This is a genomic window from Pseudomonas sp. BN102 (assembly GCF_029871245.1).
GTDB lineage: Bacteria > Pseudomonadota > Gammaproteobacteria > Pseudomonadales > Pseudomonadaceae > Metapseudomonas.
In genome coordinates, this window is the sequence record NZ_SSON01000043.1 from 1 (window position 1) to 17293 (window position 17293).

General features: G+C 62.0%; 16 protein-coding genes. 7 read left to right on the forward strand and 9 right to left on the reverse strand.

Annotation, left to right across the window (positions count from 1 at the left end; all coding sequences use genetic code 11):
* From E8F12_RS08255 to E8F12_RS08290, 8 genes are all read right to left on the reverse strand, one after another.
* Nucleotides 1-587: haloacid dehalogenase type II (locus E8F12_RS08255; RefSeq protein WP_280324762.1), on the reverse strand; the 587-nt coding region annotated here is incomplete at its 3' end.
* 260 nt (nt 588-847) lie between these two features.
* Nucleotides 848-2317, reverse strand: a complete 1470-nt coding sequence (locus E8F12_RS08260; protein WP_280324766.1) for an aldehyde dehydrogenase family protein — start codon at nt 2315-2317, stop codon at nt 848-850.
* 420 nt (nt 2318-2737) lie between these two features.
* The gene (locus tag E8F12_RS08265) at nt 2738-3241 is read right to left on the reverse strand and encodes an Lrp/AsnC family transcriptional regulator (RefSeq protein WP_280324767.1); all 504 of its coding nucleotides are present in this window, start codon (nt 3239-3241) and stop codon (nt 2738-2740) included.
* A gap of 21 nt (nt 3242-3262) precedes the next feature.
* Nucleotides 3263-4615 carry an aspartate aminotransferase family protein gene (locus E8F12_RS08270; protein WP_280324768.1) on the reverse strand — a complete coding sequence of 451 codons (1353 nt, stop codon included), beginning with the start codon at nt 4613-4615 and terminating at the stop codon, nt 3263-3265.
* The gene (locus tag E8F12_RS08275) at nt 4599-5675 is read right to left on the reverse strand and encodes a phosphotransferase (RefSeq protein WP_280324769.1); all 1077 of its coding nucleotides are present in this window, start codon (nt 5673-5675) and stop codon (nt 4599-4601) included. The genes E8F12_RS08270 and E8F12_RS08275 overlap by 17 nt, the downstream gene beginning before the upstream one ends.
* Complete coding sequence (locus E8F12_RS08280) at nt 5675-6379, reverse strand: haloacid dehalogenase type II (protein WP_280324770.1); 705 nt, start codon at nt 6377-6379, stop codon at nt 5675-5677. The genes E8F12_RS08275 and E8F12_RS08280 overlap by 1 nt, the downstream gene beginning before the upstream one ends.
* A 434-nt stretch (nt 6380-6813) precedes the next feature.
* Nucleotides 6814-7785: a threonine/serine dehydratase gene (locus tag E8F12_RS08285; protein WP_280324771.1), complete on the reverse strand. Its 972-nt coding sequence runs from the start codon at nt 7783-7785 to the stop codon at nt 6814-6816.
* A 36-nt stretch (nt 7786-7821) separates the two neighbouring features.
* Nucleotides 7822-8811 (reverse strand): ornithine cyclodeaminase family protein, encoded by a 990-nt coding sequence (locus tag E8F12_RS08290; RefSeq protein ID WP_280324772.1) that lies wholly within the window; start codon nt 8809-8811, stop codon nt 7822-7824.
* Between the two features lie 661 nt (nt 8812-9472).
* Between E8F12_RS08290 and E8F12_RS08295 the strand changes: the two genes are divergently transcribed.
* Nucleotides 9473-10798: an FAD-binding oxidoreductase gene (locus E8F12_RS08295; protein ID WP_280324773.1), complete on the forward strand. Its 1326-nt coding sequence runs from the start codon at nt 9473-9475 to the stop codon at nt 10796-10798.
* A 229-nt stretch (nt 10799-11027) separates the two neighbouring features.
* Here E8F12_RS08295 and E8F12_RS08300 read toward each other — a convergent pair whose 3' ends face one another.
* Entirely contained in the window at nt 11028-11735 is a 708-nt protein-coding gene (locus E8F12_RS08300; RefSeq protein ID WP_280324774.1) for a cupin domain-containing protein, read from the reverse strand.
* A gap of 435 nt (nt 11736-12170) precedes the next feature.
* On the opposite strand from E8F12_RS08300, the gene E8F12_RS08305 reads away from it, so the two are divergent.
* The 6 genes from E8F12_RS08305 to E8F12_RS08330 all read left to right on the forward strand — a co-directional run bounded on the left by E8F12_RS08305 (nt 12171) and on the right by E8F12_RS08330 (nt 17138).
* Complete coding sequence (locus tag E8F12_RS08305) at nt 12171-13505, forward strand: OprD family porin (protein ID WP_280324775.1); 1335 nt, start codon at nt 12171-12173, stop codon at nt 13503-13505.
* A 485-nt stretch (nt 13506-13990) separates the two neighbouring features.
* Nucleotides 13991-14848: a GNAT family N-acetyltransferase gene (locus E8F12_RS08310; RefSeq protein WP_280324776.1), complete on the forward strand. Its 858-nt coding sequence runs from the start codon at nt 13991-13993 to the stop codon at nt 14846-14848.
* 108 nt (nt 14849-14956) lie between these two features.
* Entirely contained in the window at nt 14957-15184 is a 228-nt protein-coding gene (gene tatA / locus E8F12_RS08315) for a twin-arginine translocase TatA/TatE family subunit (RefSeq protein ID WP_280291375.1), read from the forward strand.
* Nucleotides 15185-15704: 520 nt separating this feature from the next.
* The gene (locus tag E8F12_RS08320) at nt 15705-15974 is read left to right on the forward strand and encodes a hypothetical protein (protein WP_280324777.1); all 270 of its coding nucleotides are present in this window, start codon (nt 15705-15707) and stop codon (nt 15972-15974) included.
* A complete protein-coding gene (locus E8F12_RS08325) occupies nt 15971-16267 on the forward strand; it encodes a LasR-specific antiactivator QslA (protein WP_069084332.1) in 297 nt (98 codons plus the stop codon). Before E8F12_RS08320 ends, E8F12_RS08325 begins: the two co-directional genes overlap by 4 nt.
* Before the next feature lie 358 nt (nt 16268-16625).
* Nucleotides 16626-17138 (forward strand): antirestriction protein ArdA, encoded by a 513-nt coding sequence (locus tag E8F12_RS08330; protein WP_280324778.1) that lies wholly within the window; start codon nt 16626-16628, stop codon nt 17136-17138.
* Nucleotides 17139-17293 lie beyond the last annotated feature (155 nt).

Here is a 17293-nt window from a genome sequence, read left to right on the forward strand (position 1 = left end):
CCACGGGCGACGAAGGCCTTGTTCTTGATCTTCATGTCTTCGGCCGGCATCAGGTCGTAGCGGAAGCTGGAAGAAACGTGCAGCACGTCTTCCGGACCGCAACCGAGGTTGTCGAGCATGTATTCGAAGGCTTGCAGACGCGGCTTGTAGGCCTGGGCCTGTTGGGCGGTGAAAACCTTGTGGAAAGGCACGCCCAGCTTGTCGACGTTGGACATGATCTGTTCGTTCATGGCGTTGGAGAAGATCACCAGCGGGATCTTGTCGGCGATCTTCGCCAGGCCGGCCGTCACGTCGGGATGCGGGCCCCAGGTCGGCACGGCGTTGTAGTAAAGCTGGCCTTCGCCGCGATATTCGATGCCCCAGCGCTTGCACAGGCGCGACATGGCGGTATCGAGAATTTCATCATATGGCCGCCAGTCACCCATCACCTGATCCAGGCGATAAGCGGTGAAATCCTTGACGAACTGGTCCATCTGCTCAGGGGCAACGCGATCGGCGAACAGCTCGCGGGTCAGCGGCCCCATCTGGAAGTTGGTCAGCGTGCCGTAGCAGTCGAAGGTGATGTACTTGGGGCGCATGAAGCTCATATGGGCAGTCCTGAAAGTTCGTTGATAAAGGCGACGATAGGTCGCAGCACCACGACTTCATTACAGCACCGCGAACCCAGCAGATGACGTTAAAAGTTCGACCCACTCGATACAAAAAGACAATAATTCGAGCCAACCTCAGCAGACTCTGCGAAGTACTCCCAAATAGCAGAACCTCGCCCCACACGCCTTTTTTGCGGGCCTGCACAAACACCAAGGGCGCCCATTTGGGCGCCCTTGCAGGTCATATCGCAGCAGTATCAACCGATGTCGATCAACACGCTCTTGTGCCGTAGATTGGCCTCGAACGCCTCACTGCCCAGATCCTTGCCGATGCCTGAACGCTTGTAGCCGCCGGTGGGCAGTACATGATCGTTGCTGCGCCCGTACCGGTTGACCCACACGGTGCCGACCTCGAGGCCACGGACCAGGCGCAGGGCGCGATTGAGATCGGCGGTATGCACCCCGGCCGCCAGCCCGTAGGTAGGATGCTCGGCGAGTTGCAGCGCCTGCTGCTCGTCGTCAAAGGTCTGGATGGTCAGCACCGGGCCGAAGACCTCTTCGAGCACCGCCGGGTTGCGGCTGTCCGCCACACTCAACAAGGTGGGCTGGTAATAGGCTCCGCCGAGGCCGTCGATGGGGCCACCGCCTTCTAGCACTTCGGCACCGGCCTGACGCGAACGCTGCACGATGCCGTCTATGCGCTCGGCCTGCGGACGCGAAATGATCGGCGACAGGCTGGTTTGTGCCGACCAGGTATGGCCCGGGCGCAACTCGCGGAAATAGCCCTGCAGGTGCTCGACGAAGGGCTCGAGGATCGAACGCTCGATGATCAGCCGCGAACCGGAGACGCAGACCTGGCCGGCATTGCCGGTGATACCCATGGCAACGCTCAGAGCGGTCTTGCGCAGGTCCGGCACGTCGGCGAACACCAGCTGCGGGCTCTTGCCGCCGAGCTCCAGGGTAACCGGCTTGGGCCCGAACTTGGCGCAGGTCGACATGATGCTCGAGCCGGTGGTGGTGGAACCGGTGAAGGTCACCTTACTGATTCGCGGATGGCGGCATAGAGCATCGCCAGTGAGGCGACCGTCGCCCTGCACCACGTTGAAGATGCCCGGCGGGATGCCCGCCTGCACCGCTAGCTCGGCATAGCGCAGGATGGAGAACGGAGTGAGCTCCGACGGTTTGAGCACCACCGCGTTACCGGCCGCCAGGGCCGGCGCGACCTTCCAGTTAGCCATGCTCAGCGGGAAGTTCCATGGCGCGATGGCGCCTACCACCCCGTAGGGTTCAGCGATCTGCATGCCCAGACGATCGCGCTGGGTGGCCGCCACCTGGCCGCCATGCTTATCCGCCAGCTCGGCGAAGAAGCGCAGCACCTCGGCGACATAGGGAATGTCCCAGCCCAGCACGTCCTTATGCGGACGGGTCGAGCCGACCGCCTCCAGCGGCGCCAGGGTCGCGGCGTCGGCCTCGATCAGATCGGCCCAGCGGCGCAGCACGCGACAGCGCTCACGCGGCGGACGGCTCGCCCAGTCGCTGCGGCAGAAGGCCTGCCAGGCATTCTCCACCGCCTCGTCGACCAGCGCCACGTCGGCGATGGGCAACGGCGCGTAATACTGGCCATCGGAGGGACGTACCACCTCCAGCCCCGGCAGACCGTCGCGATAGGTTCCGCCGATGAAATGAGCACTGCGTACCTTGACGATGCTGGGGTCGAAGCTGTTCATAAAGGACTCCGGAAAGGGGCCGAACACCGGTTCGGCAGCGAGTTACCAGGCCCTCATCGTAGAGAAAATCGGCCGATATTTGCTGCCGACCTTACCCCCCGTTTGAGCAGTAGCTGCGGCCTGTCGGGCCTGCATTCGCGCAATCTACCGAAAGTCCTTTTAAGCCCGCAGCTTCGTAGGGTGGGTTAGCCGCCTGTTGCGTTTGTCGATCGACTCGCTGTGCCTGGAGCGGCGTAATCCACCACCGGCGCAACGCCATCCATGGCCTGGTGGGTTAAGCGGCGCACGACCTTCAGCTGCGCCTGGAGGACCGGCATTCGGCGCCGCCAACCCACCCTACGGGAGCGGCGCTCGGCACCTCGTGCCCAAACGGCAACAGCTCCTTGTGATGCATGGCGCCGAACCTCCAACACCACTCGATCAATCCCAGTCCGGCCTACCACTTGCGATGGTATTCAACGGATAGCCGCGTTGATCGAGCGGCTGACGCAGCACGATCCGGCTGGCAAATTTCTCGATGCCGATATCGTCCTCCAGCAGCCGATCCATCAGCGCCTGGAACCAGGTAATGCTGGGTGCCACGATTTTCAGCAGGTAGTCGTAACCGCCGCTGACGTTGTAGCACTCGACGATCTCCTGATACTTGCCGACCCCGGCTTCGAACTTGCGGAAATCACGGGGTCGATGGCTGCTGATGGTCACCTCGGAAAACACCATGACGTGGCTGCCCAGCTTCTCCAGCGCGACCTCCGCACGGTAGCCGCGGATGACGCCGGCATCCTGTAGACGCTTGGTGCGCAGCAGGCACGGACTCTCACTGAGGGCGATGGCCGCCGACAGATCGACATTCGAACAGCGCCCCTCGCGCTGAAGGTGCACGAGAATCTTGATATCGAACGGGTCGAGGGAAGCCGTAGGTCGCATGTCGATTACCTTCGAGGCCGGTTAACGCGCCTTTGCAGATTGCGCTTCAGTCAGCGCTGCATCGAGCGTCTCGATTACCATACCGGCTTGTTCTGCCGTCAGCACCAACGGCGGTCGAATCTTCAGCACATTGTGTCCCATCGCACAGGCGCTGAGCAGGACACCCTTGTCGCGCATCAGATTGACCACCCGGGTGGTGAGCTCGCGGTCGGGGGCTCGCGTTGTGCGGTCCGCGACGAGTTCCACACCGACGAACATGCCCGCACTGCGTACATCACCGATGGCCTCGTGCCGGTCGGCAAGCGCCGCGATACCGTCGCGCAGGACCTTCCCGACCCTGGCGGCATGCTGCAGCAGGCCTTCCTTCTCGATCGTATCGAGCACGGCCAACGCTGCCGCGCAGGAGACGGTGTTGCCGGCGAAGGTATTGAAGTACCTGGAATTCTTGCCGAACTCGGCCAACACCTCAGCGGTGGCCAGCAGCCCCGCGATGGGTTGCCCGTTGCCCATCGGCTTGCCCAGGGTGACGATGTCGGGGATCACGCCATGACGCTGGAAGCCCCACATGTGCTCGCCCGTCCGGCCGAAGCCAGGCTGGACCTCGTCGGCGATGAAAATGCCACCGGCACGCTTGATCGCCTCGACCGCGCCCTTCAACAGGCCCGCTGGCTCAGGCAGGATGCCGTCACTGGTGAACAGCGAATCGACGATTAGTGCCGCCGGCTTGATGCCGTGACGCTGCAGATCGGCGATCGCCGCCGCGACATCGCGGGTGAAGCGTTCGCAGAGATCGGCACCCTCGGCATGGTAGAGGCGCGGCGCCGGCACCAGGCGAACGTGGGCCCCGAGATCGACCGTCACGCCGAGCGAAGGCGAGAACTTCGACACCGCATCGGTGAAGCCGTGATAGGCGGTCTCGGTGACGATCACGCCGGTGCCGCCGGTGCGCACCTGGGCGATGCGATAGGCGACGTCGTTTGCCTCGCTACCCGTGCAGGTCAGCATCAGATGCGCGAGCTCGGTCTCGGGCACCGTGGCGAGCAGGCGCTCGGCCAGTTCGAGAATGGTGTCGTGCAGATAGCGGGTGTTGGTCGCCAGCGTCTGCACCTGCCGGCAAATGGCCTCGGTCACGGCCGGGTGGCAATGCCCGAGCGAGGCCACGTTGTTGTACACGTCGAGGTAACGGCGCCCCTCCGGATCGATCAGCCACACGCCCTCGCCGCGCACGATATGCAGCGGGTGCTCGTACATCAGCCGATAGGCCGGGCCGAGCAAGGCGTCGCGCCGCTCGATCATCGCCGCGGTTGCGGGGCTCAGTTCGGCGCGTCCGGGGATATAGGCGTTGACCATGTTGAGGTCAGTGGTGCTCTTCATTGGTTTGTCCTTTGCGTACTTCGGTGAGTAATAGGTCGCGCGCCTGATCGCGGGAAAGATCGGCCATCAGCGACAGCGCCTCCCACGAGGCGGGGTTGTGGCGCATGATGTAGGCGCAGTTCTCCGGGTAGCGCCTGGCCCGCCATTCCGAAATCAACACGGTGATCAGGTGACGTGTGGCCATGAGATCGGCAACGACCTCCTGCTCCATTTCGCTGAGCGGCAGCGTGGCGTGATAAGCGCCGACGAACTGCGCCGGCCCCTCGAACGGATCGGCGCTGCCAGCCATGTGAAAGGCCGCCGCCGTGGCGACCTCCCCCACCAGCGGCGCATGCAGCATGTCGCCGAAGTCGATGATTCCCACGATGCGCTGATGATCCTCGGGGGCGACCAGCACGTTGTAGAGGTGGTAATCGTTGTGGATGACCTGCGACCTCAGCGAGGGCAGACGCGGCAGCACATGCTCGGTGAAGCGCCTCATGAACGACTCGGCGAGCGCGCGCCGTGGGGCATCCTCAATTGCATCTAGCTTGGCTGCCAGCCGGTTCGCCGCGGAAACGTTCCACAGCAGATCGTGCGTCGCCGAAGGATGGTTGAAATCGCGCAGTGCCAGGTTCAGTTCTGCGAGCAATCGCCCCATGGCCCGCCGCTGCGCGGCGGTGCGCGGGGTCTCGCGGATCTGCACGCCGTCGAGATAGGTCAGCATCCGCACGCTGGTCTGCACCCCGCCGGCCAGCGCTACGCTGTCGCGCGCACGCCCGCCAAGCGTGCGCACCACCCGCGGCGCCGGCAGGCCGGGCGCGACGCGGGCGATGTGCTCTAGCGCCGCGATCTGAAAATCCACCACCGCAAGCGGCTCCGATGGATTGCTGATCTTGACGACGTAACGCCTGCCGTCGGCCTTCTCCAGGCAACAGTTCTGGTCGCGTTCGCCCACCAGTGATTTAACGCTGCCATCGATGCCGTAGAGACGGCGAACCAGGGCCCGCACCTCGTTCGGGGCGAGGCTGGGTGCCGCCGTGCTCAACGCCGCTGCCGCCATCGGACGATTGTCTGCCATCACGCGCCCCGTTTCATCGGGGCGGTCTGGGCCAGGCAATCGAGGCCGAGCAAACCGGGAAGCTGGCGAATATCGGTCAGGCGGTTGACACCATAGCCGTCGCGGGCAGGCGTGTGACCGCGGTCGATGAAGGCCTTGGCCATGAATCCGAGATCCGACGCGGTCATCAGGTCGTAACGGAAGCACGACGAGACGTGCATCATCTGCTCCGGACCACAGCCGAGCTGATCGAACATGTACTCGAACATCTGCGCCCGCGGCTTGTAGGCGCGGGCTTCCTCGGCGGTGTAGACCGCGTGGAAAGGCGCCTTGAGGTGGGCGACGCTGTGCGGGATCAGATCGACCATCGAGTTCGACAGGATCACAAGCGGAACATGCGGAGCGATTGCCTCGAGCGTCTCGACGACGTTCGGGTGCGGCTGCCAGGTCGGCACGGCCTCGTACAGGGCGAGCGCATCGGAAGGACGATATTCCACGCCGTGCTTCTTGCACGTGCGTTGAATGGAGTTCTCCACCACATCGAAGAACGGCTTCCACTCACCCAATACCTCATCGAGACGGTAGAAGCGAAAACTGTCCAAGAAGGCCGGCATCCGCTCGCTCGGAACGCGATCTTCGAAGAGTTTTTTCGCGGTCGGGCCCATTTCGAAGTTGATGAGCGTGCCGTAGCAATCGAAGCTGATGAATTTCGGTTTGTATGTCACTTGAGCGATCTCCAGGTTGTGGATGACGGGTTGGTGACTACAAGTCTATGAATCGCAGCCCTACTGAAATGCTCTATTGCCGGGTGACTCAGGCAGATTCCTTTTCGATATGGAGCTTGCTGGCAGCATCTGCGGCCGGCCTCGCAAGGCCCGTGATCGCCCGCCTTCGCGCTCCCAGAACTGCCTATTCAAACGAGGTATAGAAACTGCCTGCGCAACGCAACAGCCGGTTCTGCGCTGCCGAGCGAGTTCTGTTTCCACCGGTGCGCACGGTGCACCCTACGCTCTGCCCCCCCCGCAAAAGGATTCGGCCCATGCAGCGCAACATTGGGACAGCACCAAACAAAAACGCCCCTCCATAAGGAGGGGCGTTCTTCATTGGGGGGCCGAGGCTATATCGCGCACTCTGCCCGCTTCTTCAGCGCACCGACTGCTTAGTCGGCAGTGCCGTACACCTCGGCCAGATCCCGCAGGTCCCAGTTGCCGCCGCTCAGCACCACGCAGACCTTCTCATCCGGCCGCACCTTGACCACGCCCGCCAGCAGGGCGCCGATGCCGATCGCGGCGGCGGGTTCGGCGATCAGTTTCGCGTCCTTGGCCAGGGCGCGCATGCCTTCGATGATGTGCTCGTCCTCGACCAGGACGATCTCGTCGACGTAGCGCTCGATGATCGGGAAGGGGTTCCGCCCCGGCACGCTTAAGCGCAAGCCGTCGGCGATGGTGTTCTTCAAGGGCAGCGAGGTGCGCTCCTTGTTCAACCGGCTGTGATAGTACTTGGGCGTCAGCGCCGGCTCCGCGCCGACGACCCGTACAGACGGCCGGGTTTCCTTGATGGCGGTGGCAATACCGGAAATCAGGCCGCCGCCGCCCATGGGGACGATGACGGTATCCACATCCGCCAGGTCCTCCAGGATTTCGCAGCCGATGGTGCCCTGGCCGGCCATCACCAGCGGGTCTTCGAAGGCATGGACGGGCACATAGCCGTTTTCCTCGGCGATTTCGTACACCCTTTTCCAGCGGGCAGCGTTGTCGCCATCGAAAAGGATGACCTCCGCCCCGAGGGCTTCGGTATTGGCGATCTTGATCTTCGGAGTGGTCACCGGCAGCACCAGGATGGCTTTCACCCCCAGCATTCGAGCGGCGTAGGCGAGCCCCTGGGCGTGGTTGCCGGAAGAGGTGGCGATGATGCCGTTGGCGATCTCTTCCCTGGGCAGCGAGAGCGTCTTGTTCAGCGCGCCGCGAATCTTGAACGCCCCGGTGATCTGCAGGGTTTCTGGCTTCAGATAGAGCTGGCAACCGGCGGCCTTTTCTATCTTCTCCGCACGCAGTAGCGGCGTATGTTTGATGTGGGGTTTCAGCCGCTCTTGGGCTTCCCGAATGTCCTGAATGGTCGGATGGTCGCGCATCTGATGTCCTCTCTCCTATTGCTGAATAGTCACGCTTCAAAGGAACGCGAAGAAGGTTCCGACGTTGTTTTCCAGCGCATTACGATAGATTTTTTCGGCGGTGGTGTTGTCTTGGATGGCCATGCCGGTGGAGTCGAAGATGGTGATTTCTTGGTCGCTCTCCCGGCCCGGCTTTCTGCCCAGCAGAATCTCGCCGAGTTCGCCGTGGATATCGTCCAGGCTGATGATCTTCTCCTTCAGCGGATGCCAGGTTTCCCCTTTTTCGATGCACTGCGAGATCGAGTCGTTGACTATCTTGGCGTGCCTGAATATCTCGGGATCCAACTCCTGCTTGCCTTTCATATCCGTGCCGATGGCGACGATATGAGTGCCGGGTTTCACCCAGCTCGCTTCCACCAGCGAGCCCTTGCCACGGGTGGTGGTGATCAGGATGTCGGCCTGCTCGACCGCTTCCTGCTTCGAATCCGCCAGGATCACCGGGATACCGAACTCGCCTTCGATATCCGCTTTGAAGCGCTCGCGCGTTTCCGGGCTTCTACTCCAGGCATGGATCTCTTCGATCTCCATCACCAGGCTGATGGCGCGAATCTGCATCCGCGCCTGGTTGCCGGTGCCTATGCAGGAGATCTTCTTGGCATTCTTTCTCGCCAGCGCCTTGACCGAGACGGCGCCCGACGCGCCCGTCCTGAGGCCGGTGAGCAGGCTTCCATCCATCACGCAGATCAGTGCGCAGCTCCTGGCATCGAACAGCAGAACGCTACCCATGCCGTTGGGCACACCATGCGCGGCCGGGTTATCGAGGAAGCCGCCGGACGAGGCCTTCATCGAGATGATTTCATTGGCCTTGCAGTAACCGACCTTGAAGTCGATCTCTCCGCGCGGCTCCGGCAGATGTATGCCTATGTAATCGGGCTGTACCACCTGCCCAGCGCTGAAGGCCTTGTAGGCCTCCTCCACCGTTCCGATGACCTCCTCCATGGATATCAATCTGCCGACTTCTGCTTTGTTAAGCAGCAGAGTTTTCATCTACAGGACCTCACTGTTCTTTTGATCTGGGCAGCCGTAATTGACCGGGCTTACGCAAGCATCATCGATGCCGGGACTGCTCGCCCTGTTCGGCGCAAGTAGCGCGGCAAGGCAGGGCCGGTTTTCTGTGAGCAGTATGCTGGCGAGCGCTCGGCAGAAAATTTCGAATACCGGGTGAATACGCTATTTCCGCACACTTTCCTCGCCATCGACGAAAGCTAACGCTCCGCTCCTGCGACGTATGCATCGCGCGAGGCCAAAGCCCCTGTAGCATGCATTCCCGCACCTTCTTCGCAGGCGGGAGGAAAGGCGCAGAGGCTGCAGAACCTGTTGCGCCGAGCACCGCAGCAGAAACTTCCAGGCGCCCCCAGGAAAACGCCCGATTCTGCGATCGCACACTGCCAATACGACAGCCCCCTTTGGGGTGCGATGCCTAAGATAGGATCAGCGCAACGGCATGAGTGACTGCCGAAGCCTGTCTGCCGCGCCGAATCGAGCGATAAGGCAGCAGACCCGAATCTCAGTTTCGATCATCCGCTCTGGTGCGCATCGATCAGCTTATCGGCGCGCGCCGACACGGCCTTGCAGCCGCCTTGCAGCGCTGCTCTGCACCGCTTTCTGCGAAGCCGTAAAACAACAGATTCCAGGCCAGGAGAACAGAATGCCGGCTCCCTTGATCACCATGCAGTCCAGTCCGGAGCTGCCGAAAAGCGCCGATGTCGTCGTCATCGGCGGCGGCATCATTGGCGTATGCGCCGCCTATTTCATGTCGCGCCAGGGCATGAGTGTTGCTCTGGTGGAGAAGGGACGTATCGGCGCAGAACAATCCAGCCGCAACTGGGGCTGGTGCCGCCAGCAGAACCGCGATGCGCGCGAACTGCCGTTATCGACCAAGAGTCTCGCGCTCTGGGAGGAGATCACCACTGACCTCGGGGTAGACCTTGGTTTCCGCCGCTGCGGTTTGTTCTATCTCTCGGATAGCCAGGCCGAACTGGACGGATGGTCGAGATGGCGCGACTTCGCGCTGACCCAGGGGGTCACGTCCCACATGCTGAGCAGCGCCGAGGCCACACAACGCGGCGCGGCCACCGGCAAGCCCTGGTTGGGCGGCGTGTTCTCGCCGTCCGATGGCATCGCCGACCCGGCGCGGGCGGCGCCGCTGATCGCCAAGGGAGTGCTCAAGCATGGCGGGACGATCCACCAGTTCTGCGCCGCCCGCGGCGTCGAGACCGAGGCGGGTCGGGTATCGGGAGTCATCACCGAAAAGGGCGTGATCAAGACCCGCCAGGTGGTAATGGCCGGCGGCGCCTGGGCCTCCTCCTTCTGCGCCCAGCTAGGCATTCGCTTTCCGCAGGCTTCGGTTCGCTCCTCCATCCTTTCGGTCATGCCGGGAGTCCAGGGGCTTCCCGATACGCTGCATACCAGCGAGGTGACCGTCACCCGGCGCGGCGACGGCGGCTATACCCTGGCCATTTCCGGACGTGCCTGCGTGGATCCGACGCCACAGCAACTGCGCTTCTCCTCGTACTTTCTGCCGATGTTCGCCAAGCGCTGGCAGATGCTCTCGCCGGGCGGTCTGCAGGGTTGGCAGTACGGGCATGAGACGCGCAGCAAATGGGCGCTCGACCGCCCCACACCGATGGAGCGGGTGCGCATCCTCGATCCGCGCCCGTCGGAATCGATACTGCGCGATACCCTGGCCCGCGCGCGCCGTCTACTGCCTGCCCTGGGCAGCGTACCGGTTCAGGCAGGCTGGGCCGGCTATATCGACAGCACCCCCGATGGCGTACCGGTCATCGATGAGGCGCAAAACCTGCCAGGCTTCATCCTGGCCGCCGGCTTCTCGGGTCACGGCTTCGGCATCGGCCCCGGCGCCGGGCGCCTGATCGCCGAACTGGCACAGGGGCAGACGCCGTTCGTGGACCATACCCAGTACAGCCTCGCACGCCTGAACAAAGGCGTCTGGGGCAAGGTCTCGGAGTTCTGAGCACCTCGCCGCTCTGGCGGGAGCCTCGCTCCCGCCTCCTCTACCCCTTCGTTATCGACCGAGCTGCTCGAACCTGTGAGCGCGTATCGGACTGCCTTGGGCAACCCTGCCCCTCCTCTGCAATCCGATCCAGTTGGCTGAAACGCGGCAGCCCCGGCGTGCCGTTCGGAACAGTTACGCCCCATAAGCGCCTGCGGATCGCTATCGCGCAAGCGCCGACCACTAAGGCTTATTTGACGACGTACAGCTTGCGAACGTAGACGCTACTCTCCCAGGCGCAGGGTGTGCCCTGGGCCACGAATACCGTATCGCCGGTATTGACCTTCAGCTCGACGCCGTCGGCGAGCTGCAGGGTGACGCTGCCTTCGATCAGGTGCATCAGCTCATGCACCTTGTGCGGACGAGCGTGACGCGTGTAGGGCGTCGAATCCCAAACACCGATGAGCAGATTGCTGGTGGTATCCACGAAGGCGTTATGGGAACGGCATTGCGGGGCGGGGCTAATCAGGATCTGCGCATCTGGCCCCTGCGAGGGATTCAGCGCCGCGCGCGGATCGAGCGGGATCAGGCCGGGCTTGCGCTCGTCGCCCTGGCTCAGTGCGCAGAACGCCCAGAGGCTACCGGCCTGCGCCTGCACGCGCAGCGCCGTACCACGACCTATCACCACGCTGTCTCCGACACCCAACTCGAGCGTCTGCTGCTCGTCCTGCAGCCCGACCTTTCCGGCGTGGACAACCAGCATTTCAGTGTGCGGGTAATCCTCGACGACTAGCTCTCCACTTGCCTGGACGGTGCCAGCGGAAATGCCATCGTTGCCCTGATAGGCCACTTGGCGAACGTCGCCGAAGGGATCGGACGAACTCAGGGAGGCGGGAGGAAACGCTGCAGCAGGAATGCCGTCGGCGTGCACCAGCAGCGAAGCAATAGGGTGTGACATCGATAGTGTCTCCAATGGTAGGGAGTAGATGAGGCGCGCATCGGCGACTCATGAAGGAGTTCGAAAAGAAGGTTTGGCACCGGCTTGGTGGGCTCCGCTGCCAGGTCTCCATGCTAGGAAATATCACCCGATATTTGCTGCGGACTTCCCACCTCGCTCGAGCATTAGCTGCTGCCTGAAAATCCGAAACTTATGTAATCCACCGAATTGATCCGCCCCCCTTGCCAGCCCTGATTTGCAGCTGAGATATAGCCACCGCGCTCGGGGGAGAGGACGGGTGCGGTCCTCGCCGGTCAGCCGCGTTCTAAGTCGATTGCAATGACCGAACGAGCCCAACGTCCTCACACCTCGAACCGACGCGATTCATCTGAGCTGCCATAAAAGCGTTGCCCCCCATCTGGGCAATGAACACTAATAAGATCAATGGAGTACTCCATGAGCGCCCTTAAACCGAGCTGTCTCGCACTGGCGATAACCGCCGTCTCGCAACTGGCCGTAGCTGGCCAGGAACAAGCCAAAGGCTTCATCGAAGACAGCAGCCTCACTCTGCTTAACCGCAACTTCTACATGAACCGAGATTTCCGTCACGGCGGCAGTAATAGCCAGGGGATCAACCGCTCGAAGCCTGTCAGCGAGCGCAATGGTTATCGTGAGGAGTGGGCGCACGGAGCCATGCTCAACTTCACTTCCGGCTTCACCCAGGGCACGGTCGGGTTCGGCGCGGATACCTTCGCCTACGGGGGGGTCAAGCTTGATACCGGTCGCGGGCGCGCCGGCGCTGGCCTGCTGCCGATCAGCAATAACCAGACTGCTGATGCCGAAGTACCTGATGCTTTTGGTGAGATCGGCGGCGCAGTGAAGATGCGGGTCTCCTCCACCGTACTGAAGTACGGCGAACAGCGCCCGACCGCACCGGTATTCGCTATGGGCGACAACCGTCTGCTGCCGGAAGTGGCGACCGGCTTCCAACTGTCCAGCAGCGAGCTCGACAACCTCCTCTTCGAGGCTGGCCATTTCACCGCGTACAACGGCAGAAACTCGACCAACTCCGACGACAAGCTGCTAACCACGTACGGCGGCGTAGAAGCGGACAGCGTCGACTTTCTCGGGGGCTCCTACAAGGTCAACGACAGGCTCGTCTTCATGGCCTACGCCAGCGAAGCCGAGGAGGTCTGGCGACAATACTTCGGCAGCGCCTCGTACATCCTCCCGCTTGCCAACCAACACGCCCTGTCGTTCGGTCTGACTGCGTACAAGACCAGTGACGAAGGAGAAGCACGTGCCGGTGAACTGGACACTACCAGTTGGTCGGCCAAAGCCGCGTATGCTTTCGGCCCGCACAAGCTGACCCTGGCCTATCAGAAAATCGACGGCGACGAAACCTTCGACTACATTGGCGTCGACTCGATCTGGCTGGCCAACTCCGTTCAGTACTCGGACTTCAACGCCCCCAACGAGCGGTCGATGCAGATCCGCTACGACCTCAACATGGCAAGCTTCGGCGTGCCTGGCCTGACCTTGATGGCGCGCTACATCAAAGGCGATCAGATCGACTTCACCAAGGCTGATCCGACTGGCACCTCTTTCCGCGCCGGAGCGGACGATGAGCATCACTGGGAGCGCGACCTGGAAGCCAAGTATGTGGTCCAGGAAGGAGCTGCCAAGGACCTGTCCTTCCGCGTGCGCCAGGCCACCCATCGCTCCAGTTCGTTCGACAGTGATATCGATGAGGTACGCCTGATCATCGAGTACCCCCTGAGCATCCTGTAAGCACAATCGCCACTTTATTCTGCCAGGGATCGGCAAGTTCTTTTCGAAGGCATCCTCCACGCTCCATTGCCTCCAGACGCCCAACCGGGCGTCTTTTTTGTGCCCGACCGTAGACTTGAAGGCGGTTACGTGACGGCCGAGGCTATTCGCACGGCTGTCGCCTCCTTGCTGATTACACCCTGCTGATTCAAATAGCCCAATGTCGAGTATCAATCATGGATGAAACATGGCTCGCCACGGACACCACCGAAGGTGAGTCCATACCTCCTGGAGGGCTGCAACCGTGTGCCACAAAGGCAAAATCTCTCCCGGCATTTACTGCCGATCCCAGCGCCCGTACGAGCAGTAACTATGGCCTGCACAACTGTCCGCTTGGCGAATATGCCGAATTAACCGGCACCTATTGCCACGCTTCGGCGCAGGTGGGATACAGGCTCCATCGAACACGCAATCAAAGCCGTGCGGCCCATTCACGGAGACCTGTCATGCCCGACTCGCAGAATCATCGGTATACCTATCGCCCCATGACCGCCGCCGACGTGCCGGCGGCCCATGCCTTGTCGGTGCAGCTCAAATGGCCGCACCGCCTGGACGACTGGGCCATGCTGCAACACGTCGCTGAAGGGTTCGTTGTGGAGGATGCCGGTCGCCTGATCGGAACGGCCTTCTCCTGCCGGCAAGGTGACTACGCCACCATCGGCCTGGTCATCGTGAGCGATGACTATCAGGGTCAAGGTATCGGTCGCAAGCTGATGGAGCAGGCCCTGCAAGCCTGCGGCTCGGCAACGGCGGTACTCAACGCGACGCTCGCTGGCGTGCCGCTGTATGCCAGCCAGGGCTTTGTCGAGTTCGGCGAGATTCATCAGCACCAAGGTCACGTGCAACACATTGCGCGCCCTGCCCTGGCGGCTGGCGAACACTGCAGAGTTTCCAGGGTCGAGGACTGGCCACAGGTACTCGAACTGGCCCATGCGGGCAGCGGCCTCGACAGAACCTGTGTATTCCAGGATCTCCAAGACGCGATCGAGCGGACGACCGTCATAGAGCGCGATGGCCGATTGCGCGCCTTCGCGATGCTCCGCGCCTTCGGCCGTGGCCACGTCATCGGCCCAATTGTCGCGGAGACGCCGGAACAAGCCAAGCATCTGATCGCCGAGCTGCTTGACCACGTCCAGGGGGAATTCGTGCGCCTGGATGTCTTGGCGGACATCGGGCTCGGCGACTGGTTGAGCGATGCGGGATTGCGGCACGTCGATAGCGTCGCACAGATGGCCCGAGGAACGCCGCCCGTACCCCTTGGTGGTGTCCGGCAGTTCGCGCTAGTAACCCAGGCCATCGGCTAATCCAGTCGTCAGATAACCACCAACCGCAATCGGAGTCTGCGCGATCCAGATCCGCAGGCATCTGGCCACCGGGGCTAGCCTTCAGACCTTCACTACGGAGTAACCATCATGGGTATAGGCGGCATCAGTATCTGGAAGCTTCTGATCATCCTGCTGATCCTGATCATGTTGTTCGGCACTAAGCGCCTGAAAGGACTGGGATCGGATCTGGGTGAGACGATAAAAGGCCTGCGCAACTCCATGGGCAACGACGACGCGCAGGCCTTCGAGACTGCACCGGGTCAAACCAACGATGCGCATCCGCACAAGATCGAAGACCCGATGCAGAAACACTAAAAGCTTCGTGCAGCTGTGCAGCTCACCCCCCGAGCGGCCCATTTGTGAATTATCACGGGCTATTGGGGCAGACTTCACGAGAGACCTCCCCGTCTACTCGTTCATGTGTTCCGGTCAACGGCGGCAACACCACCAGTTTCCAACAACTTAACTACGCCACAGTAGGTTGCCATCCTGAAACCCGCAGGCTAGAGTGCGCCCGTCGTGGTAAATCCCACGACCGGGCGTGAGAACCCGGATGTTGTCCAAGGCACGGTAGCGCCGTAGAGCAGAGCCAATGTTTACGCATTGTGCTACAGCGCTTCTATGGCGGACCGTGTGAGGCGGGCTTTTGCCCGGCCGGTTTCCTTGGACGCCGGATTCTCACCCTTGCACGGTCCGCCTCCTATGCTCGTGAGAAGGCTGGTAGGCGGCTCCTTAACCCGTCCAAGGAGCATAAGGAAAATGCGCTACCTCCTTTTTACCCGAGAGCTCCGCCTTGGGAGTTTGGTCTTGTTCACCTCTATTCCGGAGGTGTGCCATGGCTGAGTTCGAAACCTGCGTTGTTCCCTTCCCACGGCGGCCTAGTCCGCTGCATGAATCCGAGCGCTCTCCCCTCCCCGTCGAGGCTGCGGCCGAACTGCGCGCCACCATGCTCGGCAACTTGCTGGATCAAATGGCCGGGCCGGATGGACTCCAGCCGGAAAACCTGCGCCTGCGGGTGGCGGCTTACTCGGCCCAGGATCTACTCGACGAGATGGTCGTGCTGTTCCGTCGCGCGCTGTCTGAAGCGCGAGGAGGTGCCCGATGAGCGAGGGCGTCATGACTTGTCTCCCGCCACACGATGGCCATCCCGGCATGGAAATCATCTGGGCCGCGGACTGCCGGCAGGCTTTCAACCAAGGCGTCGGACTGGCTCAGACCTGGCTCGACAATGCTCGCAGCGGCTGGCTGTGGGCGATCATGATCGCCGAGCGTGATCTTCTCCCCTGTGCAATGGAACGGCGTGCTTTCGAGGTCGGTTTCCTGAGCCGTATTCACCAGCGGCTGTGTTCGTTGCAGCGCAATGAGCAGCGGACCCGGGATCTGGCTTTGACGCGGTAGGCACGAAACTCGAGCCGGCTCAGCCGGCTCGATTCTGTAGAGCCCGCCATAGGATTTCTTGATAGACGCGCATGTCCTCTCCGGCCCCTTGGGCCTGCGCGCTTCGCTTGCCTTTGGTGCCACATGTGTGTGTGAAGCATTGGGCTGTCACCACCAGTGGTGACCCTTTCCCACTCCCAGAGCAGGGGTTCTTGCCCCCTCAAAATCAAGAAAAATAGACGGTTTCCACCCGGCCGCTGCGCTGGGTGGAGCCTCCGCGATTTTTCCTGATTTTTTCACGACGGCCTTAGTCGCCCTAGTCGGCAGGGGTTCATGCGCAACGCAAGCGCAGAACCCTGAAGACGAAGGAGCGAAAGCCATGAGCAAAGAAATCAGGATCTACGTTGCCGACCTGGCCGCCTACAACGCCGGTCATCTGCATGGCGTCTGGATCGATGCGATCCTGGACCTGGACGACATCCAGGCGCAAGTCGACGCGATGCTCGCAGCCTCACCGGTCGAGGGTGCGGAGGAGTACGCCATCCACGACTTCGAGGGCTTCGACGGCTACCGCCTCGGCGAATACGAGGGGCTGCAAGCCGCCCACGAGATCGCCTGGTTCATCGAGGAGTACCCCGACTTTGGCGGCGCCCTACTCTCCCATTTCAACGATCTGGAGCATGCGCGCAAGGCCGCCGAGGAGGACTACTGCGGTTGCTATGCCTCGCTGGCCGACTATGCCCAGGAGCTGACCGAGGAGACCACCAGCATTCCCCAGCATCTGGTCCATTACATTGACTACCGGGCCATGGCCTGCGACATGGAGATCGGCGGCGACCTGTTCACCCTCGAGACCGGTTTCGAGCAGGTGAATGTGTTCTGGAGCAGGTAGTGCAGGCACTGGCACCGGGATTGACCCGGTGCCCTTGTTTTTTGCGCCCCTGTCCATTCGGACACCCGCGCGCCCCACCCTTGAGGCAGACAGGTGCTGCACGTACCTGCACTGGTCAAACCATTCCGAACGGCGGTTCGAGTTTCTCTTGGCTA

Coding starts and splice junctions, on each gene's coding strand:
- E8F12_RS08260 (WP_280324766.1), bottom strand. CDS start 2,317: ATGAACAGCTTCGACCCCAGCATCGTCAAGGTACGCAGTGCTCATTTC.
- E8F12_RS08265 (WP_280324767.1), bottom strand. CDS start 3,241: ATGCGACCTACGGCTTCCCTCGACCCGTTCGATATCAAGATTCTCGTG.
- E8F12_RS08270 (WP_280324768.1), bottom strand. CDS start 4,615: ATGAAGAGCACCACTGACCTCAACATGGTCAACGCCTATATCCCCGGA.
- E8F12_RS08275 (WP_280324769.1), bottom strand. CDS start 5,675: ATGGCAGACAATCGTCCGATGGCGGCAGCGGCGTTGAGCACGGCGGCA.
- E8F12_RS08285 (WP_280324771.1), bottom strand. CDS start 7,785: ATGCGCGACCATCCGACCATTCAGGACATTCGGGAAGCCCAAGAGCGG.
- E8F12_RS08290 (WP_280324772.1), bottom strand. CDS start 8,811: ATGAAAACTCTGCTGCTTAACAAAGCAGAAGTCGGCAGATTGATATCC.
- E8F12_RS08295 (WP_280324773.1), top strand. CDS start 9,473: ATGCCGGCTCCCTTGATCACCATGCAGTCCAGTCCGGAGCTGCCGAAA.
- E8F12_RS08300 (WP_280324774.1), bottom strand. CDS start 11,735: ATGTCACACCCTATTGCTTCGCTGCTGGTGCACGCCGACGGCATTCCT.
- E8F12_RS08305 (WP_280324775.1), top strand. CDS start 12,171: ATGAGCGCCCTTAAACCGAGCTGTCTCGCACTGGCGATAACCGCCGTC.
- E8F12_RS08310 (WP_280324776.1), top strand. CDS start 13,991: ATGCCCGACTCGCAGAATCATCGGTATACCTATCGCCCCATGACCGCC.
- tatA (WP_280291375.1), top strand. CDS start 14,957: ATGGGTATAGGCGGCATCAGTATCTGGAAGCTTCTGATCATCCTGCTG.
- E8F12_RS08320 (WP_280324777.1), top strand. CDS start 15,705: ATGGCTGAGTTCGAAACCTGCGTTGTTCCCTTCCCACGGCGGCCTAGT.
- E8F12_RS08325 (WP_069084332.1), top strand. CDS start 15,971: ATGAGCGAGGGCGTCATGACTTGTCTCCCGCCACACGATGGCCATCCC.
- E8F12_RS08330 (WP_280324778.1), top strand. CDS start 16,626: ATGAGCAAAGAAATCAGGATCTACGTTGCCGACCTGGCCGCCTACAAC.